This is a genomic window from Phenylobacterium sp. FG114, assembly GCF_057809855.1.
The window spans coordinates 92332-115651 of the sequence record NZ_JBMDKU010000015.1; the positions used below are offsets into that span (position 1 = coordinate 92332).

Below are 23320 nucleotides of genomic sequence, written 5' to 3' on the forward strand. Positions count from 1 at the left end.
GAAGCGGATTTTCACGAACTAGAATATCCGTTCCGCCAACGATCCACAAACCGACAAAGCGTCACAATTCCATCGCGCTTGGCGCCAGAAAATTTGTTCCATAGAACGGCGGTGAGGAGACCCCATGCACAAGATCGCCCTGATCGGCGCCGGCCGGATCGGCCGCATCCACGCCGCCAACGTCGCCGCTCACCCCGGCCTGACGCTGAGCCGCGTCGTGGATCCCGTCGCGGAGAATGCCGCGGTGGTGGCGCGGGAAGCGGGCGGCGAGATGAGCGATCTCGACACCGCCTTGCATGACCCTTCGGTGGCGGGCGTGATCGTCGCCAGCTCCACCGACACCCACCTGGACTACTGCCTGCGGGCGCACGCGGCCGGCAAGGCGGTGTTCTGCGAGAAGCCGATCGACATGGACCTCACCCGAGCCCATGCGGCGGCCGGCGACCTGGAGGGAGCGCGGCTGTTCCTCGGCTTCAACCGGCGGTTCGATCCCAGCTTCCGGGCGCTGAAGGCGGGACTGGACGCGGGCCGCGTGGGCCGGCTGGAGAGCCTGCAGATCACCTCCAACGACCCTGCCCCGCCGCCGGTCAGCTACGTGAAGGTCTCGGGCGGCCTCTTCAAGGACATGGCGATCCACGACTTCGACATGGCCCGCTGGCTGCTGGGCGAGGAGCCGATCGAGGTGTTCGCCTGGGGCAGTTGCCTGGTAGACCCCGCCATCGGCGAGGCCGGCGATGTCGACACGGCGCGCACGATGCTGAAGACGGCCTCGGGCAAGCTCTGCGTCATCGCCAACAGCCGCCGCTCGGGCTTCGGCTACGACCAGCGCATCGAGGCCTATGGCTCGGACGGCATGGTTCGCGCCGACAACGTCACCGAGAGCACGGTCCAGGTCTGGACCGAGGCCGGCGCGCAGGCCGACCGATTCCAGAACTTCTTCCTCGACCGCTACGCCCAGGCCTATCGCGCCGAGATGGCCCACTTCGCCGATCTGCTGGACGGCAAGGCCCAGCCCGAGATCGGCTATGCCGACGGCGTCGCCGCCCTGGCGCTGGCGGAAGCGGCGGCCGAGTCGCTGAAGAGCGGCCGGCCGGTCAGGCTCTGAGGCTCAGAACCAGCCCCGCAAGCCGAGCACGACCCGGGTGTCATCCACGTCCTCGCCCCCGGCGCGGGCGAACTTTGCGGTGTCGCCGACCTTGCGGCTCCAGACCACGCCCACGTAGGGCGCGAACTCACGCTTGATCTCGTAGCGCAGGCGCAGGGCCAATTCCGCGTCAGAGAGGCCCGAGCCGATACCCCGCGAGGGAATGTCCTCGGACGCGAAGTTCAGTTCGGCGCGGGGCTGGACCACGAGCCGCTGGGTGAGGCGAAAGTCATAGCTGCCTTCCATGCGGGCCAGGAATTCGCCCCTGTCCGACAGGAATAGCGCGCCCTCCGCCTCGAACCATCCGGGCAGCAGGCTCTCGACGCCCAGCGTGGCGTAGGTGCGCTGCGGCCCGGGCTCGAAGTCGTGACGGACGCCGAGCTGCAGATCGGTATAGACACCCACCGGTCGCGAATAGAGCGCCTGGACCTCGGCTTCCTCGACGCCCTCGTCCCAACCGCCTTCGCCTTCGGACTTCAGGACCAGGCGATGGTGGTCGCTGCCGTACCAGGCCTCGCCGTTCCATTCGTATCCGCCGCCGGACCCCAGCCGCGCCTCGAGCAGGTCCAGCATCACCCGGGAGACCCGGCCACCGCCGTGCTCGGCCGCCAGGATCGCGCGGCTCCGGGCCATCGGGTCCACGCCGTAGACCGCGTCGGCGAGATTGTCGGTGGGCGGCTTGGGCGGCGGCGCATCGCCCACGGGAAGGTCCGCGCCGACCTTTGCCGCCGGCGCCATCACGTGACCCGCGTGCGGGTCCGGCGAAGCCGGCATCTTGTGGCCCGCATGAGGATCGGCCGCGGGCGCCGGCATCACATGCCCGGCGTGCGGATCCGGCGCCGCGGGCATGACGTGCCCGGCGTGGGGGTCGGCCGGCTGGGCCACGGTGCTGGTCGCGATCAGGGCCAGTGCGACGCCGGCGAGAATAGCCCGGTTCATGCCGCGCGCCCTTCGGCCGGTCGCACCTTGAACACCTGAAACATGCCCGCGTGCATGTGGTAGAGCATGTGGCAGTGGAAGGCCCAGTCGCCGGCCTCGCCCGTGACGTCGAACGTCACCTTGCCCCCCGGCAGCACATTGACCGTGTGCTTGCGGGGCATGTGCCCCACCGGGCCGTGCACCAGCTCGAAGAAGTGCCCGTGCAGGTGGATCGGGTGGGTCATCATGGTGTCGTTGACCAGGGTCACCCGCACCCGCTCGCCGGCCCGCAGGGTGTAGGGCGGGGGCTTCTCGCTGAACTTCCGGCCGTCGAACCCCCACATGAAGCGCTCCATGTTGCCGGTCAGCCGGATCTCCATGGCCCGCGACGGCGCTCGGGTATCGGGATTGGGCTCGAGCGCGATCAGATCCTTGTAGACCAGCACGCGGTGGCCGACGCTCTCCAGCCCCTGGCCCGGCTCGCCGGTCCGGTCCTGCGGCATGGCCGCGATGGACTGGACGCCGGGTCCCAGCGGCAGGTTCGGGGCCTTCGAGGCGTCCCGCATGTCCATGGCGTGACCCATGGCGTCCGAACCGCGCACCCTGGGCGACGCCATGCCGGGCCCGGCCGGAGCAGACACCGCGTGACCCATGGCGGCGTGGTCCATGCCGGCCATCGCGCCGTGGTCCATGGCGGACATGTCCATGCCCATGTCGCGCATCGTGCCCAGGGGCCGGTCGCGCAGGGGCGGCACCTCGGCGGTCATGCCCGGGCGCGGAGCCAGGGTGGCCCGGCCCATGCCCGAGCGGTCCACGGCCTCTGAGACGAGGGTGTAGGCGCGATCCTCGGTCGGGTGGACGATGATGTCGTAGGTCTCGGCGTTGCCGATCTGGAACTCGTCCACTTCCACCGGCCGCACGGGCTGTCCGTCCGACGCCACCACCGTCAGCTTCAGGCCGGGGATGCGGACGTTGAATATGGTCTGGGCCGCCGCATTGACGAACCGCAGCCGCACCCGCTCGCCCGGCTGGAACAGCCCCGTCCAGTTGTCCGCCGGCCCCCGGCCGTTGATCAGGAACCGGTAGACCTCGCCGGTGACGTCCGAAATGTCCGTGGGGTCCATCAGCATACGGGCCCATTCCAGCCGCTCCTTCAGCGTCTGGTCCTTGCCCGCCAGCAGGCCGGCGATGGTCTGCTTCTGGTAGTTGAAGATCCCACCCTGCTGCTTGAGCTTCTGGAAGATCCGATGGGCGTGCAGGAAGCTGAAGTCCGAGAGTACGATGACATGCTCGCGGTCGTAGGCGACAGGATCCGGCCCTGCCGGGTCGATCACGATGGGCGCGTAGTGGCCCTCCTGTTCCTGCAGCCCGGAGTGGCTGTGGTACCAATAGGTGCCGCTCTGGATGACCGGGAACTCGTAGACGAACGTCTGGCCGGGCGGAATGCCTGGGAAGCTGACGCCCGGCACGCCGTCCATCTGGAACGGCACCAGGAGGCCGTGCCAGTGGATCGAGGTGTCCTCGTCCAGGGTGTTGGTCACGTGTAGGCGGACATTCTGCCCCTGCTTCAGCCGGATCAGCGGTCCCGGCACCTGGCCGTTGATAGCCACCACGTGCTTGCCGCGGCCATCCACCAGGTGGTGGCCGTGACCGATGGTCAGTCGGATGTCCTCGCCGGTCAGCGCCTCGGGGCGGGTCGCGCCCGTTGTTTCGCTACGCGCCCAGGCCGGCAGCGCCGAGGCCGCGCCCGCTGCCGTCGCCCCGCGCAGCAACCGGCGGCGACTCATATCCCAACGCATCGTCCATCCCGAGAAACGCTGCGGCCGCACGGGCCGCGCCCCACCGGATATAGGCGCTCGACCGGAAAAGCGATCAGGCGGCCGCGAGCGGCAGGTCCAGCGAGGCGGCGACCGCCGGATGGACGACGCGCCCGCCCGCCACGTTCAGGCCGGCGGCGAAGCCGGGATCCTCGGCGAAGGCACGCTCGAAGCCCTTGTCGGCCAGCGCCAGGACATATGGCGTGGTGGCCGCGCCCAGCGCGTAGGTGGAGGTGAGCGGCGCGGCGCCCGGCATGTTGGCGACGCAATAGTGGACGACGCCGTCCACCTCATAGGTCGGATCGGCATGGGTGGTCGCCTTCGAGGTCTCGAAACAGCCGCCCTGGTCGATCGAGACGTCCACCAGCACCGAGCCCTTGCGCATCAATTTCAGGTCCTCGCGGCGGACCAGCTTGGGGGCCGCGGCGCCCGTGATCAGCACGCAGCCGATCACCAGGTCGGCCGTGGGCAGCAGTTCGAGCAGCGCGCCGCGCGAGGCCAGCACCGTGCGCGCGCGGCCTTCGAAGTGCGCGTCCAGCTGCGCGAGGCGGCTGGGCGAGATGTCCATGATGGTGACGTCGGCGCGCATTCCCACGGCGATCTCGGCGGCGTTGAAGCCCGACACGCCGCCGCCCAGCACGATCACCTTGGCCGGCGCCACGCCGGGCACGCCGCCCATCAGCAGGCCGCGGCCGCCGGCGGGAGCCAGCAGGTAGGCGGCGCCGACTTGCGCCGCCATACGGCCCGCGACCTGGCTCATCGGCGTCAGCAACGGCAGGCCGCCCTTCTCGTCGAGGATGGTCTCGTACGCGATGCAGGTGGCGCCCGAGGCCATCAGGCCGCGGGTCTGTTCCGGATCGGGCGCCAGGTGCAGGTAGGTGAAGAGGACGTGGTGCGGCTTCAGCAGCGCGATCTCGGGCGCCTGCGGCTCCTTGACCTTCACGATCAACTCGGCGGCTTCGAAGACGGCCGCGGCGTCGGGGACGATTTTCGCACCGGCCGCGGCGTAGTCGCCGTCCGACAGGCCCACGCCCGCGCCTGCGCCAGACTGGACGAACAGCTCATGGCCGTGCGCCACGAGGGTTGCGACCACGGCGGGCGTCAGGCCCACCCGCTGCTCAAGCTTCTTGATCTCGGTGACGGTCCCAATCCGCATGGCGCGCTCCGTGGTGTTGAGCGAACAGCGTATGTCGGAACGCCGGTGGGAATCCTTGAATTTTGCAGGCCGCAAAGGTGGTGATATGGAAAATTCCACCCATACTGGGAGGGTCGATGGCAAAATCTTCGAACATCATCGATAACCACGACAAAGTCCTGCTTCGCCAGCTGCAGGTCGATGGCCGCGCCACCAACGCCGAGCTGGCCCAGGCGGCCAACCTCTCGGAAAGCGCCTGCTTTCGGCGGGTCAGAGCCCTGGAGGCGGCGGGCGTCATCACGGGTTATGCCGCCCGGGTGGACCCGGCCGCGGTCGGCCTGGGGCTGACCGTCTACGTCTCGATCACCCTCTCGAGCCAGGCCCAGGACGTGCTGGCGACCTTCGAGGCCGCGGTCGCCGAAGCGCCTGAGATCGTCGAGTGCCACCTGATGACGGGGCAAGCCGACTATATCGTGAGGCTGGTGGCGTCCGACATCGACGACCTGGAGCGGCTTCACGCCAAGGTGCTGACACGCTTGCCGCACGTGGCGCGGCTCAACTCGTCCATCGCCCTGCGCAGCATCGTCCGACGCAACGCCCTGCCGATCCGCTAGCTCTGTCGGGGGATGGGCAAGGAGCCCAGATGGTGCGGGCGGTCGGGGTCGAACCGACACTCCTTTCGGAACCGGATTTTGAGTCCGGCGCGTCTACCAGTTTCACCACGCCCGCATCGGGGTGCGGTTATAGAGGCTCGCTCCGCCCGCGCAACATGTCGCCCTGCGGCGATACGAGCCTTGCGCACGAACGGCCGAGGTCGTACCTGATAATCGTTCGCAATATCTGCGGACGACAGGATGAATTTGCGGATGCACGAGATGCTCGCCGACCAGGCGGTGGCGGTTGACGCCACGCTGACGCGCCTCAGCCAAGCGAGGCCCGGCGACCGTGGCGTGATCGTCGACGTGCGGGCCGACCATGCGAACGGGCACGGCGTCGACGTCCACGAACTGGAGCGCCGCCTGCTGGAGTCGGGCTTCGTGGAGGGCGCCGCGTTCGAACTGCTGCACCAGGGCCTGTTCGGCGCCGACCCGATCGCCGTGCGGGTCGACGACATGCGGGTCGCGCTGCGCCGGCGCGACGCCGAGGACGTCTGGGTGCGGCTGGAGTCGAAATGAGCGAGGCGGCCCTCCGCCCGGCGCGCGTCGCGTTGGTCGGCAATCCCAACACCGGCAAGACCGCGCTCTTCAACGCCCTGACCGGCAGCCGCCAGAAGGTGGCCAACTACGCCGGCGTCACGGTGGAGCGCAAGGAAGGCTTCCTCACCACGCCGGGCGGGCGGACTCTGTCCGTACTGGATCTGCCGGGCACCTATTCCCTGCGGGCGCGCAGCCCCGACGAGGCGGTGACCCGCGACGCCGTCCTTGGCCGCCTTGAGGGCGAGGCCAAGCCCGACGTCGTGGTGGCCGTGGCCGACGCCACGAACCTGCGCCTGGTGTTGCGGCTGATCCTCGAGCTGAAGGCGGTCGGCCGGCCGATGGTGCTGGCGCTCAACATGTACGACATCGCCCAGCGGCAGGGTCTGCGGATCGATCTCGAGGGCCTGCAGCGCGAGCTGGGCTGCCCGATCGTGACCACCGTGGCCACGCGCAAGCGGGGTATCCAGGACCTCACCGCCAAGGTCGACGAGCTGATCGCCTCGGGCGCCCTCTCCACCGAGAACGTCTGGCGCGAGCCGTCGGCGGCCGAGATCCGCAGCGCCCATCGCGAGGCGCAGCGCATCCTGAAGGCCAACGTACGCCCGCCCGAGCGGCCCGACACCTTCACGGCGAAGGTTGACGCCGTGCTCCTGCATCCCGTCGCGGGCCTCCTGATCCTGGGCGGGGTCATGTTCCTGGTCTTCCAGACGGTGTTCACCTGGGCGGGGCCACCGCAGGACGCCATCGAGGCGGCGGTCACCTGGCTCGGCGCACAGGTCGGGACCCTGCTCCCCGATGGCCTGCTCAAGAGCCTGATCGTCGACGGCCTGTTCGCCGGCGTCGGCTCGGTCCTGGTCTTCCTGCCGCAGATCCTGGCCCTGTTCTTCTTCATCATCCTGCTGGAGGATTTCGGTTACATGGCCCGCGCCGCGTTCCTGATGGACCGCATCATGGGCGTCGCGGGGCTGCACGGCCGGGCCTTCATCCCGCTCTTCTCGTCCTTCGCCTGCGCGATCCCAGGGATCATGTCGGCCCGGGTGATCGACCAGAAGCGCGACCGGATGACCACGATCCTCGTGGCGCCCTTGATGACCTGTTCGGCGCGCATTCCGGTCTACACCCTGATCATCGGCGCCTTCATCCCAGCCAAGACGGTGGGGCCGGGCCTGAGCCTGCAAGGACTGGTGATGTTCGGCCTGTTCGCGGCCGGGGTCGTCAGCGCGCTGATCGTCTCGTTCGTCATCCGCAAGATCTTCTGGCGCGGCGCGGTCGAACCATTCCTCATGGAACTCCCGACCTACAAGGTTCCCAGCTTCGAAAGCGTCTTCCGCAACCTGTTGCTGCGGGCCCAGATATTCCTAAGCCGCGCGGGGCGGATCATCCTGCCGCTGATGGTGGTGGTGTGGGTGCTGTCCACCTTCCCGGGGCCGCCGCCCGGCGCGACCCAGCCGGCCATCGACTACAGCTTCGCCGGCATGATCGGGCACGCGATCCAGCCCCTGTTCGCCCCGATAGGCTTCAACTGGCAGATGGTGGTGGCCCTGATCCCCGGCTTCGCGGCGCGGGAAGTGGCGGTGGCTGCCCTGGGCACGGTCTATGCGGTCGGCGATGCCGAGAACAACGCGGCGGCGCTCGGCACGCGCCTCGCGGAAGCCTGGAGCCTGGCGACGGGCCTGTCGTTCCTGACCTGGTACATCTTCGCCCCGCAGTGCGTCGCCACCCTAGGCGTCGTGCGGCGCGAGACGAACTCGTGGGCGTGGACCGGCGTGATGTTCGGCTACATGGTCACCCTGGCCTACGTGGCCTCGTTCGTAGTCTACCATACGGCCGTCGCGCTCGGCGCCGGCTGAGGCCACGCGGAGGGCTTTCAGCCGCCAGTTGCGTTAATTGCGCTTTTTCCGTGCGCCTTAACCGCTCGATAAACGAGCTGGCGCAAATCTATGCCTGCCATGCAGAACACGCAGGAAATCGCCTTGGACGTTCCCGCCGGGAAAAAGCCCATCCGGGTCAAGCAGACCCTGTGCAAGCACGTCCGAAAGGCCCTCCTATCGCTCGGCGGCGAAGCGCACCGATCGATGGTGATTGAGCACGTGGCCCGCAACCTGGGTCACGACGTCCGACAGATCCCCGAGGAGCTTCAGCTCCAGGTCATCGTCTCATTCGAGCAGACCTGGCGCGACGAGCGCAAGCGAGCGGCCTACGGCTTCCACCTGCCGTTCGGCGAGGGTTCGCACCGCTGGGGCGTCCTTCCCGAGCACGCGGTCGCGGCCTAGAGGTCAGTCCAGCCGAGGCGCCGAAGGGCCCTCGCCGGCCAGTTGCCCGGCCGCGGATTGCAGGCGCGTGAGCAGGCGCTTCAACAGCGTCACCTCCTCGGGCGCCAGCCCCGCGATGAGCGCGGCCTCGTAGGCCAACGCCAGCGGGGCGATCTCGGCGAACAGGCTTCGGCCCTCGGCCGTCAGCGCCAGCATGTGGCTTCGCCCATCGGCCTTGTTCTGCGCCCGGCCCACGAGCCGGCGCTTGACGAGGCCTTGGGCGGCGCGGCTGACCGTCACCTTGTCCATGACCGTACGGGCGACGATCTGCACCTGGCTGAGCCTGCCGTCCTCGGCGAGCGCGCACAGAACCCGCCACTGAGGCACCGTCAGGCCGAAGCGATCCTCGTAGGCGCGGGCGATCAGGCCGGACACGGCGTTCGACGCCACCGACAGCCGATAGGGCAGGTAGCTGTCGAGCCTCAGGCTGGTATCGGCCTGGGCGTCCCGCCCTCCTGAGCCTTGGCGGAGGAGGGTCATCCCCCGGCGACCGCCTGCTCGATGGCGCCGAAGATCGAATGGCGCCGCTCATCCATCATCTGGATCCGCACCGTGTCGCCGGCCTTCAGGAAGGGCGTCGAGGGCTTGCCGTTCAGGATGGTCTCCACGGTCCGCACCTCGGCCAGGCAGGAGTAGCCCAGACCGCCCTGGCTGATCGGCTTGCCCGGCCCGCCGTCGGCGTCGCGGTTCGACACGGTGCCCGAGCCGATGATCGTGCCGGCCGATAGCGCGCGGGTCTTGGCCGCATGCGCGATCAGGGTCCCGAAATCGAAGGTCATGTCGACGCCGGCGTCGGCCTCACCCAGCGGCTGGCCGTTCAGCTCGACCTCCAGCTTCCCGTGCAGCTTGCCGTCCTTGAAGTTCGTCAGCGCATCGGGCGTGACGGCGACGGGCGAGAAAGCCGACGCCGGCTTGGATTGGAAGAACCCGAAGTTCTTGGCGAGCTCGGCCGGGATCAGGTTCCGCAGGCTCACGTCGTTGCACAGCATCACCAGCCGGATCGCGGCCAGGCCCTGTTCGCGCGTGGCGCCCAGCGGCACGTCGCCGGTGACGACGGCGATCTCGCCTTCCAGGTCGCAGCCCCAGGCTTCGTCCTTCAGCGGGATGTCGTCGCGCGGGCCCAGGAAGCCGTCCGAGCCCCCCTGGTACATCAGCGGGTCGGTCCAGAAGCTCTCCGGCATGTCGGCGGCGCGGGCCTGGCGCACCAGGGCTACGTGGTTCACATAGGCCGAGCCGTCGGCCCACTGGTAGGCGCGCGGCAACGGGCTCATGGCGTCATGCTCGTGGAAGCGCGCCTTGGGCACCGATCCGTGCTCAAGGCTCTCGGCCAGGCCGCGCAGCTCGGGCTCGCAACGGTCCCAGTCGTCCAGCGCCGCCTGCAGGGTCAGGGCGATGCGGTCGGCCGGCGAGTACCAGGCGAGGTCGTTGGAAACGACCACCAGGCGGCCATCCCGCCCCCCCTTCAACGACGCCAGCTTCATCCGTCACTCCCATCCTTTGCAATCGTTCGCGTCAGCCGCACGCCGTCCTCGAAGGATCGCGGCTCGTAGACGCTGACCTCCACCCGGATGTCGCCGCCGGCGTCATGCTCCCACATGTAGGCCCGTTCGAAACAGACCTCGCGGCCCTCCGGCGTGAAGCCTTCGAAGGTGTCGCCCCAGGGGGTGTGCTTCGCGAGCTGGCGCCAGCCCAGGGTCATGGCGCGGTCCAGTTCGTCGTTCGCCGCGGCGGTCAGGTCGTCCTGGAAGCCCATGTTCAGACGCCGACGCCGACGGGGGCGGTGAACTCCGAGACCGGCGCATCGCCGGTGTTCACGACTTCCGACGGCTCGAAGATCATCACCTCGGCCTCCTCGTCCGAGCCCGTGCGATGCTCGACCCCGCGGGGGACGACGATCATCTGGCCCGGCTCCAGCTCGACCACCCGGTCGCGGAACTCGACCCGGAAGCGCCCCTTGAAGACCAGGAACATCTCCTCCGCGTCGACGTGGGTGTGCCACGGAAACAGCCCCTGGGTCTTCACCAGTCGGACGTCCTGGCCGTTGAGCCGCGCGGCCACCTTCGGCCGCCAGTGCTCGGTGAAGCCCGCGAATTTCGCGGCGATGTCGACGGCGTCGCTCACGCGCCCTTCCAGCTGTCGACGTAGGCGGGGTTCTCGACCGCAGCCGCCGCCTCGCCCACGTCGAGCGGATCGCGAGTGTCGATCATCACGGCGTATTCGTCGGTCGCCGGCTTGGGCTGGGTCAGCATGTTCTTCAGCGCCTTCGGGTGCGGCCCGTGGGTGAACCCGCTCGGGTGGAAGGTTAGCATGCCCGCCTCGATGTGGTCGCGGCTGAAGAAATCGCCCGCGTGGTAGAACAGCACCTCGTCGTAGTCGTCGTTGTTGTGGAAGAACGGAATCTTCAGCGCCCCCGGATCGGTCTCGAACGGACGCGGGGCGAACGTGCAGACCACGAACCGGTCCGAGACGAATGTCGAGTGCACGCTGGGCGGCAGGTGGTAGCGGTGGCTGACCACCGGGCGGATGTCGGCCACGTTCAGCCGCACCGGCGCCAGGTCGCCCTGCCAGCCCACCGCGTCCAGCGGGTTGTAGGGATAGGTCACGGTCGAGACCTGACCTCGCTTCTTGACCTCGACACGGTAGTCGCCGGGCTGGTCCTGATGCGCGCGGAACACTTCGTCCATCACGGGGGTGTCCAGCATCGCGGGATCGAACTGCGCGTGCGGGCCCATCAGACCGCGGTCCGGCAGCTTGTAGTGCGTGTTGGTGGCCTGGATCATCAGGACCGCGGTGGGTTGCGCCGGCGCCAGCCGCCACATCGTCCCGCGGGGCAGGTACAGGTAGTCGCCGGCGCGGTAGGCGATGCGCCCGAAATCGCTGAACAGGTCGCCTTCGCCCTGGTGGATGAAGAGGAGCTGATCGCCGTCGGCGTTGCGCGCCAGGGCGGGCATGGCCTGCGCCAGTTTCCAGAACCGCAGCTCGGTGGCGGCGTTGTGCAGGACCACGCCGGCCGCCCAGGGCGACGGCTCGGCCGCGTTCAGGCGCGTGAGGTCGAAGGCGCGGGGCCGCAGCGGCCCCTCGAACGACGTCCAGCCCGTCGGTGGCCGCGGGTGATAGAGAAAGGCCGCGGGACCGAAGAAGCCCTCCTTCGACATCTCGCGCTCGAAGGCGCCCTCGGGCAGGTCGGCATGCGCCTGACGCGAATGCGCGCCTTGCGCCGCGCGGATCGGAAGCCAGTCACCCTTCGCCATCATGCATCGTCCTTATAGACGCCGACGACCAGCGGCTGGCCGTCGGCGATGCGGGCCCGGTACATGCCCGAGGTGTTGAAGCTCCAGGCCATCTGGCCGTCGGGGGCGACGGCGATGATCCCGCCATCGCCGCCCAGCGTGGAAAGCTCGCCCTGGATCACCTGGTCGGCGGCGGCCTGGAGCGAAAGGCCCTTGTGCTGGACCAGGGCGTTGATCTCGTGCGCCACGCCCAGGCGGATGAAGTACTCGCCGGCGCCGGTGCAGGAGACGGCGCACCCGCGGTTCGAGGCGTAGGTCCCCGCGCCGATGATGGGGCTGTCGCCGATGCGGCCCCAGCGTTTGGCCGAACTGCCGCCCGTCGAGGTGCCGGCCGCCACATCGCCTTGCGCGTCGAGCGCCACGACGCCGACCGTGCCGTGCTTGCCTTCCTCATGGACGAGGGCCGCCTTGCCCGAGGTGTCCTCCGGCGCGCCGACGGGTCGCGGCGGGACCGGCAGGCCCAGCTTCGACAGGCCCTTCTCGAGCGCACGCCACCGCCGTTCGGTGAAGAAGTAGATCGGGTCGACCTGCTCCAGGCCCTGGCTGCGGGCGAAGGCGTCGGCGCCCTCCCCGGCCAGCATCACATGCGCCGAGCCGTCGATCACCGCCCGAGCCGCCGAGATCGGGTGGCGCGTGGTGGTCACGCCGGCCACCGCGCCGGCGCCGAGGGTGCGGCCGTCCATGATTGAGGCGTCCAGTTCGTTGCGGCCCTCGGCGGTGAAGGCGGCCCCGCGTCCCGCGTTGAAGAGCGGGTCGTCCTCTAGGATGTGGATGGCGGCCTCCACCGCATCCATCGCTGAGCCGCCCGCGCGCAGCACCGCCGCGCCCGCCTCGGCGGCCCCGCCCATCGCATCGCGATAGGCGGTTTCCTGTTCGGGCGTCAGTTGCTCGCGCGAGATCGCGCCCGCGCCGCCGTGCGCCACCAGGGCCCAGCGCGGTCGCGTTTGATCGGGCATGGATCAGTCCTTCGCGGGCAGCACGCCCCGACGGATCTGATCAAGCTCGATGGACTCGAACAAGGCCTTGAAGTTGCCCTCGCCGAAGCCCTCGTTGCCCTTGCGCTGGATCATCTCGAAGAAGATCGGGCCGATCATGTTCTCGGTGAAGATCTGCAGCAGCAGGCCCTGGCCCTCGCTGGGGGCGCCGTCGATCAGGATGCGGTCGGCGCGCAGGCGGTTCACGTTCTCGCCGTGGCCCGGCAACCGCGCGTCGATGCCGTCGAAGTAGCTGTCGATGGTGTCCTGGAACTTCACGCCTCGGTCCCGCATCGTCTCGACCGAGTGGTAGATGTCGCCGGTCCCCAGCGCGATGTGCTGGATGCCCTCGCCCTTGTAGTCCTTGAGGAATTCCTCGATCTGCGAGTGCTCGTCCTGGCTTTCGTTGAGGGGGATGCGGATCTTGCCGTCCGGGCTGGTCATGGCCTTGGACACCAGGGCCGTCTGCTTGCCCTCGATGTCGAAGTAGCGGATCTCGCGGAAGTTGAAGATGCGCTCGTAGAATTCGGCCCACTTGCCCATCTGGCCGCGGTGGACGTTGTGCGTCAGGTGATCGAGATAGGTCAGGCCCACGCTGTTCTTCTCGACCTGCTCGGCCGCGCCTTCGATCGGCAGGAAGTCGACGTCGTAGATCTCCTGCGCGCCGTAGCGGTCGACGAGGTAGAGGTTCGAGCCGCCGATCCCCTCGATCGCCGGGATGTTCAATTCCATCGGACCGACCGGGCCCTGGACGGGCTTGGCGCCCCGCTCGACCGCCAGCTTGAAGGCCTTGGCGGCGTCGCGCACGCGGAAGGCCATGGCGTTGGCCGAGGGACCGTGCGCCTCCCGGAAGTCGGCGGCCTGGCCCTGGGGTTCCATGTTGAGGATCAGATTGATGTCGCCCTGGCGGAACCGCAGCACGTTCTTGGAACGGTGCTTGCTGACCGCCGTGAAGCCCATCTTCTCGAACAGGTCCTTCAGACGCTCGGGCTCCGGCGAGGTGAACTCGACGAACTCGAAGCCATCAGTGCCCAGCGGGTTCTCGAAGAGGTCGCGGGTCTTCTCTGGGGTCTGGATGTTCATGAAGGGCCTCCTGTCGGCGGCAGTTGGTATCACATGAAACTAAATTGCTGCAACGCGCTTCGGGACTGGAAACGCGGCGGGACGGAAATCGGCCCCGCGCCGGCCGCGACATTCTCCGCGACGCCTGCTAGGCAGGCTCCCAGACACCGCGCCAAGGGCCTGCATGTTCCGAAAAATGTACGAGTGGGTGATGCGGCTCGCGGGTTCGCGTCACGCGCCTGCGTCCCTGGCCGCGATCTCGTTCGCAGAGAGCTCGTTCTTCCCGATCCCGCCCGACGTGATGCTGGCGCCCATGGTGCTGGCGCGGCGGGAGAAGGCCTTCGTCTATGCCGGCATCTGCACGATCGCTTCGGTGTTCGGTGGGCTGCTCGGCTATGCGATCGGCGTGTGGCTCGAGCCGCTGGGCCAGACCATCCTGCGAATCTTCGGCCACCCCGAGGGCCAAGCCGAGTTCCAGAAGTGGTTCGACCAGTGGGGTCTTTGGGTGATCCTGATCAAGGGCGCCACGCCCATCCCCTACAAGCTGGTGACCATCACCGCGGGCCTCGCGCGCTTCGACCTCGTCACCTTCGTCTGGGCCTCGGTCCTGACTCGCGGCTTCCGGTTCTTCGCGGTGGCGGCGATCCTGAAGTACGCCGGCCCGGCCATGCTCCACGAGTTCGAACGGCGCTTGAACCTCTACTCCGTGCTGCTGCTGATCCTTCTCGTCGGCGGCTTCGTGGCGCTGAAGGTCTTTTTATAGGCGCCGCTTTGGGCTCATATCCCCGCCGATGCTGAAACCCTTCCTCGACCGCTGGCGGCTCTGCGCGGTGCTGGTCGCCGCCGCCATGCTGGCCACCGCCCACGCCTTCGAAACCTTCGGCGGCTATGCGCCCTGCACGCTCTGCCTTCGCCAGCGCGAGGTCTATTGGGCGATCCTGGGCGTCGGCGCCGCCTTCATGGTCCTGATCAGGATGCCCGGCGGCCCCCGGTGGCGCGAGGCCACCTGCTGGATTCTCGGCCTGATGTTCCTCGTCGGCTGCGGGGTCGCCGTCTACCACGCGGGCGCGGAATGGAAGTTCTGGCCGGGCCCGCAGGCCTGCGCCTCGGGCGGCGGCAGCGTCAACGCCGCCGACCTCTCGGCCTTCCTCGAAGGCGCCAAGGTCAAGCCGCCGGCCTGCGACGAGGCCGCGTGGGTATTCCTCGGCCTGTCCATGGCGGGCTGGAACGCGCTGGTCTCGCTGGGCCTGGCTGCGCTGAGCGCGCTGGCGGCGCTGCGGGAACGGAGCAAGCGATGACCGTGAAACCCGTCCCGCCGCGCCCGGGCCACGGGGCCCAGGCCGCCCGCCTCGCCGAGATCCTGCGCGTCGACCATGCGGGCGAACTCGCCGCCGTGCAGATCTATCGCGGCCAGCGCGCCGTGATGAGCGCCGCGTCCGGCAAGGCCAAGCTGGCCGGTCACTTCGCCGAGCTGGAGGCCCAGGAGGCCGAGCACCTGGCCCGCTTCGACCGGCTGCTGACCGAGCGGCGGGTGCGCCCCACGGCGCTGACGCCCGTCTGGCGGCTGGCCGGGTTCGCGCTCGGCGCCGGCACGGCCCTGCTGGGCGAGAAGGCGGCGCACGCCTGCACCGAGGCGGTCGAGACGGTGATCGAAGGCCACTACGCCGAGCAGATCGCGGAGCTGGCCGAACGCGACCCCGACCTTGCCGCCGAGCTCTCGAAGTTCCGCGACGAGGAACTGGCCCACCGCGACGCCGCGGTCGAGGAAGGCGCTCGCGAGGCGCCGGGTTACGGCCTGCTCTCCGCCGTCATCGGCGCGGGTTGCCGCGCCGCCATCAAGATCAGCGAGAAGCTCTAGGCGGCGAACCGCGCCGCGCCGGGCTCCAGCGGCAGGTCGAGGGCGCCGACGACATAGGACACCATGCGATAGAAGCCGCAGAGCAGGATCACCTCCAACACCTGCGCTTCGTCATAGTGCGCCCGCAGCGCGGCGAACTCGGGGTCGCTCAGCCGCGACCGGGCGTGCAATGCCTCAGCCGCCGCCAGCAGCGCCCGCTCGGCCTCGCTCCAGAGCGGTGCGGCGGATCCTTCGCCGGCGGTCGCGGCGACCTCATCTGGCGTGAGACCCGCCGCGGCGGCGAAAATGGTGACATGGACGCCCCATTCGTACTCGTTGTCGGCCAGCGCGCAGGTGCGGTCGATGACCAGCTCCCGCGCCCGCAGGGGCAACGGCCCGGGGTCAAGCAGCGAACCCGCGCGGAACTTGCGCCACGCCCGCTCGGACTTCGCCAGGGTCCGGAACAGCATCAGCGGCGACGCGCCCCGCATGATGGCGTCGAAGGCCTGCTGGATGTCACTGGCATACGGCGGCTCCAGCGGCGCGATCCTTGGCATGGCTCCAACCTCTTGCTACGATTTCGATAGCATGGACGCTACATTTTCCGTAGCGCCGGTCAAGTCCCATGGCTGAGGGGACGGGGCGGCGCGTCCGCGGCTCGCGATCGGGCCGGCCGATCATGGCGCTGCTCGACCTGCTCGGGCGGCGCTGGACCCTGCGCATCTGCTGGGAGCTGCGGAACGGGCCGCTGACCTCGCGCGCGCTGCGGACGGCGTGCGACGAGGCCTCGCCCACGGTGCTGCAGGCGCGCCTTGCCGAATTGCGGGAGGCCGGGCTGGTCGGCCACGAGGCCGGCCAGGGCTATGGCTTGACCGTCCGAGGCGAGGAACTCCTGGACGCGTTCATGCCCCTGTACGACTTCGCGGAGCGATGGGCTGGGGATAAGCCCGCCGGCGCAACCGAGGCGGGTTGAGGCGACTCAAAAACATCCAGAATGATGTAGTCGCGTCCGAAAAGTTCTGCTTTTGTTCGCTACAGGGAGTCTCGACATGGCGGACGGCAGCAGACAATTCGCGCGCGAATGGAGCTTCGGCGAAGCCCGGCTGGGCTGGGCCACCGCGGCGCGCTCCAGCCTCTGGGCCCGCTGCGCTTGCGGGCGCGAGGCGACCGTCGATCCCAAGCCCTGGCTCGCCCAGGGCCTCAGCCGGCAAACCCTGCAGGACCTGGAGCACCGGCTCCGCTGCCTGTGCGGCGCCCGGCGCGCCCAGCTGGAGATCCGGGGCCTGGCCGAGGCGCCCGGCGGCGGCGCGGGCGGCATCCACGTCTTCCGCTGACCGGCTGGCCGGTTGGCCGGCCATTACCCAAACATTTCAGACCGGTTGTGCTGACCGCCATCCGATTGTGGACCACGTGTGCGAAAGTCCTCGACCTCAGGGAAGAGGAGAATGCCCCATGACACGCCGCCTGATCCTGGCTCTGGCGCCGGCCTTCGCGCTGGCGGCGGCCGCTCACGCCCAGCCGGCCGGCCCGCCGCAAGGCGCCCACGACCGACCCATGGCGGAGATGAAGGCCCGCCATGAAGCGATGCAGAAGCAGCATCTGGACGACCTGCGCACCATCCTGCGCATCCGCCCTGACCAGGAGGCCGCCCTGGCCGCCTTCGTCGACGCGCACAAGCCGCAGATGCGCGAATCCAAGGGGCCGGGCGAAGGCCGCGCTCTGACTACGCCTCAGCGCCTCGAGGAAATGGCCAAGCGGGATGGCGAGATGAGCGCCCAGCGCGCCCGGATGCGGGACGCCCTGGCGAAGTTCTACGCCGCGCTGTCGCCCGAGCAGCAGAAGGTGTTCGACGCGCTGCAACGGATGCATGGCCCGGGCCCGATGGGCGGCCACCGGATGATGATGCACGGCGGCCCTGGCGGCGGCCCGCGGATGATGATCATGCGTCACGGTGGGCCGGACGACGATGGCCCGCCCGGCCATGAACCGCCGCGCTGATCCGCCACCGCTCCGAATTGTGGCGAAGTCGCTATGACGGCGCCACAGTTCGCGGCGAGAGGACCCGCCATGATGGCCCAACCTTCGGTGCTGCCGGCGCGCCATATCCTGGTCGTCGAGGATGACACCCAGCTGCGCGAGCAGGTCGTCGCCTATCTGGCCGAGCACGGCTTCCACGTGCACGCCGCCGCCGACGCCCACGCCATGGACCGCATGCTGGCCCAGGCGCCCATCGACCTGGTGGTCCTGGACCTGATGCTGCCGGGCGAGGACGGCCTGTCGATCTGCCGCCGGCTTTCGGCCGACGGCGGACCCGCGATCATCATGGTCAGCGCCATGGGCGAGGAGATCGACCGTGTGCTGGGCCTCGAGCTCGGCGCCGACGACTACCTGCCCAAGCCGTGCAGCCCGCGGGAGCTGCTGGCCCGCGTCCGCGCCGTCTTCCGGCGGCTGGAAGAGGTGCGCGGCGGCGCGCCCCGCAAGGGCAAGGCCTATCAGTTCCAGGGCTTCGTGGTCGATGCGCTGCGCCGTCAGCTTCGGGCCCCCAACGGCGCCACCATCCTGCTCACCTCGGGCGAGTTCTCGCTGCTGTCCGCCTTCCTGGACCATCCGCAGCGCATCCTGTCGCGCGACCAGCTGCTGGATATCGCCCGGGGCAACGACGCCGACGTCTTCGACCGCGCGGTCGACGTTCAGATCAGCCGCCTGCGCCGCAAGCTGCACGCCTGCAGCGATACCGAAATCATCAAGACGGTGCGGGGCGCCGGCTACATGTTCGACGTGGCGGTCACCCGGCCATGAGATTTCCGGCGCGTCCGCGCGCCTCGATCGGCCTCCAGCTCGTCGGCCTGATCGTCGCCTGCCTCTTCGCGACCCACCTGCTGACGGCCGCCGCCCTGGTGCTGCTGCCGCCGCCGCAGCCGCCGCTCTATCGCCTGACCGAGATCGCCGGCGCCCTACAGGGCGGCCCGCTGACCGCGCGGTTCGGCCGGCCGATGCTGCGGACGATCGAAGAGCGACCACCGCCTCCGGCTCCTCCACCCCGCGACGGCGATGTCGTCCGCCGCCGCTTCGTGGGCCATATCGACGCCCTCGCGACCGCCGTGGGCCGGCCGCGGGAGGACATCCGTTTCATCCCGCGACCGCCGTCTCTCCTGGAGCGGATGTTCCACCAGGGGGGCCCAGGTCGCCGCGTCGTGTTCGAACACCGCGAGCGCGCCGGGCCCCCGGCCGGGCCGCCAGAACCCCCGCCGCCCCAGGGACCGCCGCCGAGCATGGCCGGCCCGCCGGGCCCGCCGTTTGAGCTTCGGGTCCGCGGCGCCCGGGAGATGGTGTTGGGCGACTTCACTGCCGCCATGCGCCGCCCCGACGGTCGCTGGGTGGTCGTCCGCTCCAGCCCAGAACCCTTCCCGACCGACTGGCAGAAGCGCGCCTTCCTGCTGCTGCTGGCCGGCTTCGCCGTCGTGGCGCCGGCGGGCTTCCTGTTCGCTCGGCGGATCACCGCGCCCCTCAAGCGCTTCTCCGAGGCGGCCGAGCGCCTGGGCCGCGACCCGCACGCGCCGCAGATGGCCCTCTCAGGCCCGGCCGAAATCGGCGCCGCGGCCGAGGCGTTCAACGACATGCAGGGCCGGCTCAAGCGCTATATCGACGACCGGACCGCCATGGTCGGCGCCATCAGCCACGACTTGCGCACGCCGCTCGCCCGCATCCGCTTCAAGCTCGAGGGCGCGCCGTCGCCGCTCAAGGACACCGTGCTGTCCGACGTCGCCCAGATGGAGCAGATGATCCAGGGCGTGCTGACCTTCATCCGCAACGAGAGCACGCCGCGGCGAAGGGAGAAGCTGGACCTGCTGTCGCTGGTGGAATGCGTCGCCGACGATGCGGCCATGGTCGGCGGCGACGTGGAGATCATCGATGCCGCGCCGCTCATGGTCGAGGGCGACGCGGTCGCGCTGCAGCGCCTGTTCGTGAACCTGGTGGACAATGCACTGAAGTACGGCGGCCAGGCCCGCATCCGCATCCGGCGGGATGACGGCCAGGCCATCGTCGAGATCGACGACGCCGGCGAAGGACTTGGACCCGACGACCGGGAACGCGTCTTCCAGCCGTTCTACCGCGCCGACGCCTCGCGCAACCTCGACGCCGGCGGCATCGGCCTGGGCCTGCCGATCGCGCGTTCGACCGCCCGAGCGCACGGGGGGAATGTGGAGCTGGTCTCGCCAGGACGCGGCCTGAGGGCTCGGGTCACCCTGCCGCTCGCCTGACGCTCAATCCCCCAGGCTGCGGCTCGCCATGGGTGAGCTGCGCATCACGGCGGCCGCGTCGACGCGCACATGCAGATAGGCGGGGTCGAATTCGCCCGCGGCCGTCAGCCCGTTCCAGTCGCGGACGATCAGCTCGCGCGAGCGCAGTTCGATCAGCCCACTGGCCCGCAGTTGCTGCAGCACGCGGTTGGTGTGCACGCCCGACAGCCCGACGGCGTCAGCAAGGTGGGTCTGGGTAATCGGAAAGCGGCAGCGGTCGTTCTGCACGAGGTCCATGCGCTTGAGGCGAAGGAAGACCTCGCAGAGCAGATGGGCCACGCGGGCATAGGCGGTCCGTCGCCCCATGCCGACCATCCATTCCCGCTGGATCGCGGCTTCCTGCAGGATCATGCGCCAGAAGGCGAGGCCGATCCGAGGACGCGCGGCGATCAGCTCGGCCAGGCGCAGTCGGGGGACCGGCGCCACGCGGCACATGGTCAGGCTGGCGACGCTGTAGTCGACGCCCAGGAAGGCGAGCTGCAGGTCCAGCACGTCGCCCGGGGCGTGGAAGAACACGATCTGCCGCCGCCCGTCGGGGAGGGTCTTGTACCGGAAGGCCTGGCCCTCGAGCAGAACGTGACAGTCCGTGGCGGCCTCGCCGTCCACGACCAGATCGGCGTCCGCCGGGACGGTCTTGGCGGGCCCGAGTAACGCTTCGACCGCCGCGCGCTCTTCGGTCGCCAGCGGCGCGTGCGCCTCCAGATTTGCAATAAGTCGCCCCGACATTCGGAGTTGCAGATCATGCGCCGGGCCGTGGCGGGAATTAACTGGGTTAAGGTCCGCCGCAATTGCCGCTTCGCGACATCCTCAGCGGTCCATACTTTCCAGGGCCAGGTAAGTCGGGTCGAAGCTGGCGAGATCCCGCAGGCCAGGCCAGTCCAGGATCTGCACCTTCTCATCGCGCCAGGTGACCAGTCGGCGACTGCGAAGCTGGCCCACGACGCGATTGGCGTGGACTTGCGAGATGCCCAGCGTCTCGCCGAGCTCGGCCTGGGTCAACGGCAGGTGGAATCCGCGATCGCCAATCCCGCCCACCACCTCCAGACGCGCGTAGAGCTCGCAAAGCAGGTGCGCGGCACGCTCCAGAGCCGTGCGTTGGCCGGCGCCCAACAGCCATTGGCGCAGGATCGCCGCGTCGATCAGCGTCATCAGCCAGAGCATCCGCGTGAGGTGCGGCCTCGTCTCGCTGAGCTTCCGCAGTTTCTCATGCGGATATATGGCCAGGCGCGCGCGGCTGAGCGTGGCCACCGTGTGGTCCATCCGCTGCATCGGAAAGCTCTGGAGGTCCACGAAGTCGCCGGCCACGTGGAGCGCCAGGATCTGCCTGCGGCCGTCGGGCAGAGAGGCATAGCGGCACGCCCACCCGCTGATCAGCAGGATCGAGCGGTGGGTGATCTCGTCCTCGCGCACCAGCTCCACATCCGCCGCGACGTCGATCTCCTCCGAGACTGCCCGTGCGAGAGCAGCCTCGTCATCCGAGGTCAGGCTGGCGTCGCGCCGTAGCAATTTTCTGAAGAGGAGGTTCGTCATGCTGCCGCGTGGCGCTTGGGCGCGCCTCACTGAACGCGTCGGAACGGCCTAGGTTCTCCAGCCATCTATCGGCACGATACATGTCACTATATACTGCCCGCCAATAGTGGTCGGGAGGAAGGCATGAAGCTGTGGAAGTGGCTGGCGGTGATCGCCGCCATCGTGGTCGTCCTGCTGGGCGTGGCCTATCTTAATCGCGCGACGATCTTCGCGATGATCGCCCACTCGCGACTGCCGCACGTCGAACCCAACCGCCCGGTGGCCTGGGCGGAGGGCCCGCCGGCGCCGGCGGCGGGGGATCGCCCGCCGAACGTCGTCTTCATCCTGGCCGACGACCTCGGCTACAACGACATCACCTTCAACGGCGGCGGCGTCGCCAACGGCGCCGTGCCCACGCCCAACATCGACTCCATCGGCCGCGACGGCGTGGCCTTCGCCGCGGGCTATGCCGGCAACGCCACCTGCGCGCCGTCGCGCGCCGCGCTCATGACCGGCCGGTATCCCACGCGGTTCGGGTTCGAGTTCACGCCCGCGCCCGTCGCGTTCGAGCGGATGGTCGGCACGGCGGCCGAACCGGGCGCGATCGTGAAGCCGAAGTTCTTTAAGGACCGCCTGGCGCAGATGCCGGCCGGCAGCACCGAGGCTTCGCCCGCTGCGGTCAACATGCTGAGCATGCCGGCCGGCGAGATCACCATCGCCGAGGTGCTGAAGGCCCGCGGCTACCACACCGTTCACCTCGGCAAGTGGCACCTGGGCGGCAAGGCGGGCTCGCGCCCCGAGGACCAGGGCTTCGACGAGAGCCTGGGCTTCATTTCGGGCGCCTCGATGTTCCTGCCCGAGAAGGACCCCGGCGTCGTCAACGCCAAGCAGCCCTGGGACCCCATTGACCGCTTCCTGTGGCCCAATCTGCCCTACGCGGTGCAGTACAATGGCTCGCCCATGTTCGCGCCCAAGGGCTATATGACCGACTATCTGGCCGACGAGGCGGTGAAGGCGATCAAGGCCAACCGCAATCGGCCGTTCTTCATCTACTTCGCTCCCAACGCGATCCACACGCCCCTGCAGGCGAAGAAGTCGGACTACGACGCTCTGCCGCAGATCAAGGACCACCGCCTGCGCGTCTACGGGGCCATGGCCAGGAACCTGGACGCCAACGTCGGGCGCATCCTGCAGACCCTCAAGGACGAGGGCCTCGACCAGAACACCCTGGTGATCTTCACTAGCGACAACGGCGGCGCCGGCTACATCGGCCTGCCCGACGTCAACCGCCCCTACCGCGGGTTCAAGTCGACCTTCTTCGAGGGCGGCATCCACGCACCCTTCTTCATGCGCTGGCCCGCGGCGATCCCGGCGAAGTCGACCTATCCCTATCCCGTGGGCCACGTGGACATCTTCGCCACGGCGGCGCGCGCGGCGGGCGCAACCGTCCCGACGGATCGCAAGATCGACGGCGTCGACCTGCTGCCGTTCGTCCAGGGTAAGGATCCGGGCCGGCCGCACCAGCTCATGTTCTGGCGTTCCGGGCAGTACAAGGTGGTTCGCGACGGCGACTGGAAGCTGCAGTCCAGCGAGGCGCAGAAGAAGGTGTGGCTGTTCAACCTGGCTGCCGACCCGACCGAGCAACACGACCTCTCGGCCAAGGAACCCGCACAGGTCCAGCGCTTGCTGGCCATGATCCGGGAGCAGGATGCGCAGAGCGTGAAGCCGATCTGGCCCTCGCTGCTGCAAGGTCCCGTCTTCGTCGACCACCCGAGCGGCCAGCCGCAGAAGCAGGGCGACGAATACATCCTCTGGGACAACTGAG

Annotated in this window: 27 protein-coding genes and 1 tRNA gene; 14 read left to right on the forward strand and 14 right to left on the reverse strand. The window is 69.1% G+C overall.

Annotated features, from left to right (window positions below; genetic code table 11):
• The first annotated feature begins 124 nt into the window (after positions 1-124).
• Positions 125-1105 (forward strand): inositol 2-dehydrogenase, encoded by a 981-nt coding sequence (gene iolG, locus ACODSY_RS21885; RefSeq protein ID WP_488954007.1) that lies wholly within the window; start codon positions 125-127, stop codon positions 1103-1105.
• 3 nt (positions 1106-1108) lie between these two features.
• Here the strand turns inward: iolG and ACODSY_RS21890 are convergent, their stop codons facing one another.
• From ACODSY_RS21890 to ald, 3 genes are all read right to left on the reverse strand, one after another.
• On the reverse strand, positions 1109-2083 hold the full coding sequence (locus ACODSY_RS21890; RefSeq protein WP_488954008.1) for a copper resistance protein B: 975 nt from the start codon (positions 2081-2083) through the stop codon (positions 1109-1111).
• Positions 2080-3861, reverse strand: a complete 1782-nt coding sequence (locus ACODSY_RS21895) for a copper resistance system multicopper oxidase (RefSeq protein WP_488954009.1) — start codon at positions 3859-3861, stop codon at positions 2080-2082. Before ACODSY_RS21895 ends, ACODSY_RS21890 begins: the two co-directional genes overlap by 4 nt.
• A 73-nt stretch (positions 3862-3934) precedes the next feature.
• On the reverse strand, positions 3935-5035 hold the full coding sequence (gene ald, locus ACODSY_RS21900) for an alanine dehydrogenase (protein WP_488954010.1): 1101 nt from the start codon (positions 5033-5035) through the stop codon (positions 3935-3937).
• A 116-nt stretch (positions 5036-5151) separates the two neighbouring features.
• Here ald and ACODSY_RS21905 point away from each other — a divergent pair, with 116 nt between their 5' ends.
• Positions 5152-5628, forward strand: coding sequence for an Lrp/AsnC family transcriptional regulator (locus ACODSY_RS21905; protein ID WP_488954011.1), 477 nt, complete (start codon positions 5152-5154; stop codon positions 5626-5628).
• A gap of 30 nt (positions 5629-5658) precedes the next feature.
• Here the strand turns inward: ACODSY_RS21905 and ACODSY_RS21910 are convergent.
• Positions 5659-5743 (reverse strand) — tRNA-Leu (locus tag ACODSY_RS21910).
• A gap of 137 nt (positions 5744-5880) precedes the next feature.
• On the opposite strand from ACODSY_RS21910, the gene ACODSY_RS21915 reads away from it, so the two are divergent.
• From ACODSY_RS21915 to ACODSY_RS21925, 3 genes are all read left to right on the forward strand, one after another.
• Positions 5881-6189: a FeoA family protein gene (locus ACODSY_RS21915; protein ID WP_488954012.1), complete on the forward strand. Its 309-nt coding sequence runs from the start codon at positions 5881-5883 to the stop codon at positions 6187-6189.
• The gene (feoB, locus tag ACODSY_RS21920) at positions 6186-8060 is read left to right on the forward strand and encodes a ferrous iron transporter B (RefSeq protein WP_488954013.1); all 1875 of its coding nucleotides are present in this window, start codon (positions 6186-6188) and stop codon (positions 8058-8060) included. Before ACODSY_RS21915 ends, feoB begins: the two co-directional genes overlap by 4 nt.
• A 99-nt stretch (positions 8061-8159) precedes the next feature.
• Positions 8160-8483 carry a hypothetical protein gene (locus tag ACODSY_RS21925; protein WP_488954014.1) on the forward strand — a complete coding sequence of 108 codons (324 nt, stop codon included), beginning with the start codon at positions 8160-8162 and terminating at the stop codon, positions 8481-8483.
• Between the two features lie 3 nt (positions 8484-8486).
• Here ACODSY_RS21925 and ACODSY_RS21930 read toward each other — a convergent pair whose 3' ends face one another.
• The 7 genes from ACODSY_RS21930 to hppD are packed head-to-tail and all read right to left on the reverse strand — an operon-like array spanning position 8487 to position 13869.
• Entirely contained in the window at positions 8487-9002 is a 516-nt protein-coding gene (locus tag ACODSY_RS21930; RefSeq protein WP_488954015.1) for a MarR family winged helix-turn-helix transcriptional regulator, read from the reverse strand.
• Positions 8999-10003, reverse strand: coding sequence for a fumarylacetoacetate hydrolase family protein (locus ACODSY_RS21935; protein ID WP_488954016.1), 1005 nt, complete (start codon positions 10001-10003; stop codon positions 8999-9001). The genes ACODSY_RS21930 and ACODSY_RS21935 overlap by 4 nt, the downstream gene beginning before the upstream one ends.
• Positions 10000-10275 carry a hypothetical protein gene (locus ACODSY_RS21940; protein WP_488954017.1) on the reverse strand — a complete coding sequence of 92 codons (276 nt, stop codon included), beginning with the start codon at positions 10273-10275 and terminating at the stop codon, positions 10000-10002. Before ACODSY_RS21940 ends, ACODSY_RS21935 begins: the two co-directional genes overlap by 4 nt.
• A 2-nt stretch (positions 10276-10277) precedes the next feature.
• Positions 10278-10643 carry a cupin domain-containing protein gene (locus tag ACODSY_RS21945; protein WP_488954018.1) on the reverse strand — a complete coding sequence of 122 codons (366 nt, stop codon included), beginning with the start codon at positions 10641-10643 and terminating at the stop codon, positions 10278-10280.
• Positions 10640-11776 carry a homogentisate 1,2-dioxygenase gene (locus ACODSY_RS21950; protein WP_488954019.1) on the reverse strand — a complete coding sequence of 379 codons (1137 nt, stop codon included), beginning with the start codon at positions 11774-11776 and terminating at the stop codon, positions 10640-10642. Before ACODSY_RS21950 ends, ACODSY_RS21945 begins: the two co-directional genes overlap by 4 nt.
• The gene (locus ACODSY_RS21955; RefSeq protein WP_488954020.1) at positions 11773-12768 is read right to left on the reverse strand and encodes an isoaspartyl peptidase/L-asparaginase family protein; all 996 of its coding nucleotides are present in this window, start codon (positions 12766-12768) and stop codon (positions 11773-11775) included. Before ACODSY_RS21955 ends, ACODSY_RS21950 begins: the two co-directional genes overlap by 4 nt.
• Before the next feature lie 3 nt (positions 12769-12771).
• Positions 12772-13869 carry a 4-hydroxyphenylpyruvate dioxygenase gene (gene hppD, locus ACODSY_RS21960; protein WP_488954021.1) on the reverse strand — a complete coding sequence of 366 codons (1098 nt, stop codon included), beginning with the start codon at positions 13867-13869 and terminating at the stop codon, positions 12772-12774.
• A 163-nt stretch (positions 13870-14032) separates the two neighbouring features.
• Between hppD and ACODSY_RS21965 the strand changes: the two genes are divergently transcribed.
• The 3 genes from ACODSY_RS21965 to ACODSY_RS21975 are packed head-to-tail and all read left to right on the forward strand — an operon-like array spanning position 14033 to position 15706.
• Positions 14033-14611: a YqaA family protein gene (locus ACODSY_RS21965; RefSeq protein ID WP_488954022.1), complete on the forward strand. Its 579-nt coding sequence runs from the start codon at positions 14033-14035 to the stop codon at positions 14609-14611.
• 28 nt (positions 14612-14639) lie between these two features.
• On the forward strand, positions 14640-15146 hold the full coding sequence (locus ACODSY_RS21970) for a disulfide bond formation protein B (protein WP_488954023.1): 507 nt from the start codon (positions 14640-14642) through the stop codon (positions 15144-15146).
• Complete coding sequence (locus tag ACODSY_RS21975) at positions 15143-15706, forward strand: demethoxyubiquinone hydroxylase family protein (RefSeq protein WP_488954024.1); 564 nt, start codon at positions 15143-15145, stop codon at positions 15704-15706. The genes ACODSY_RS21970 and ACODSY_RS21975 overlap by 4 nt, the downstream gene beginning before the upstream one ends.
• On the opposite strand, the gene ACODSY_RS21980 is transcribed toward ACODSY_RS21975, so the two are convergent.
• Positions 15703-16242, reverse strand: a complete 540-nt coding sequence (locus ACODSY_RS21980; RefSeq protein WP_488954025.1) for a carboxymuconolactone decarboxylase family protein — start codon at positions 16240-16242, stop codon at positions 15703-15705. The genes ACODSY_RS21975 and ACODSY_RS21980 overlap by 4 nt on opposite strands.
• A 68-nt stretch (positions 16243-16310) precedes the next feature.
• Between ACODSY_RS21980 and ACODSY_RS21985 the strand changes: the two genes are divergently transcribed.
• The 5 genes from ACODSY_RS21985 to ACODSY_RS22005 all read left to right on the forward strand — a co-directional run bounded on the left by ACODSY_RS21985 (position 16311) and on the right by ACODSY_RS22005 (position 19947).
• Positions 16311-16658, forward strand: a complete 348-nt coding sequence (locus tag ACODSY_RS21985) for a winged helix-turn-helix transcriptional regulator (RefSeq protein ID WP_488954026.1) — start codon at positions 16311-16313, stop codon at positions 16656-16658.
• Positions 16659-16734: 76 nt separating this feature from the next.
• Positions 16735-17019 carry a hypothetical protein gene (locus ACODSY_RS21990; RefSeq protein WP_488954027.1) on the forward strand — a complete coding sequence of 95 codons (285 nt, stop codon included), beginning with the start codon at positions 16735-16737 and terminating at the stop codon, positions 17017-17019.
• A 118-nt stretch (positions 17020-17137) separates the two neighbouring features.
• Complete coding sequence (locus tag ACODSY_RS21995; RefSeq protein ID WP_488954028.1) at positions 17138-17683, forward strand: Spy/CpxP family protein refolding chaperone; 546 nt, start codon at positions 17138-17140, stop codon at positions 17681-17683.
• Between the two features lie 69 nt (positions 17684-17752).
• Positions 17753-18484, forward strand: coding sequence for a response regulator (locus ACODSY_RS22000; RefSeq protein WP_488954029.1), 732 nt, complete (start codon positions 17753-17755; stop codon positions 18482-18484).
• The gene (locus tag ACODSY_RS22005; protein WP_488954030.1) at positions 18481-19947 is read left to right on the forward strand and encodes a sensor histidine kinase; all 1467 of its coding nucleotides are present in this window, start codon (positions 18481-18483) and stop codon (positions 19945-19947) included. The genes ACODSY_RS22000 and ACODSY_RS22005 overlap by 4 nt, the downstream gene beginning before the upstream one ends.
• A gap of 3 nt (positions 19948-19950) precedes the next feature.
• Here the strand turns inward: ACODSY_RS22005 and ACODSY_RS22010 are convergent, their stop codons facing one another.
• Together ACODSY_RS22010 and ACODSY_RS22015 are read right to left on the reverse strand one after the other, a co-directional pair.
• Positions 19951-20712 (reverse strand): Crp/Fnr family transcriptional regulator, encoded by a 762-nt coding sequence (locus tag ACODSY_RS22010; RefSeq protein WP_488954031.1) that lies wholly within the window; start codon positions 20710-20712, stop codon positions 19951-19953.
• Positions 20713-20793: 81 nt separating this feature from the next.
• Positions 20794-21516, reverse strand: a complete 723-nt coding sequence (locus tag ACODSY_RS22015) for a Crp/Fnr family transcriptional regulator (protein WP_488954032.1) — start codon at positions 21514-21516, stop codon at positions 20794-20796.
• Positions 21517-21639: 123 nt separating this feature from the next.
• On the opposite strand from ACODSY_RS22015, the gene ACODSY_RS22020 reads away from it, so the two are divergent.
• Positions 21640-23319, forward strand: coding sequence for a sulfatase-like hydrolase/transferase (locus tag ACODSY_RS22020; protein ID WP_488954033.1), 1680 nt, complete (start codon positions 21640-21642; stop codon positions 23317-23319).
• The last annotated feature ends 1 nt before the right edge of the window (position 23320 follow it).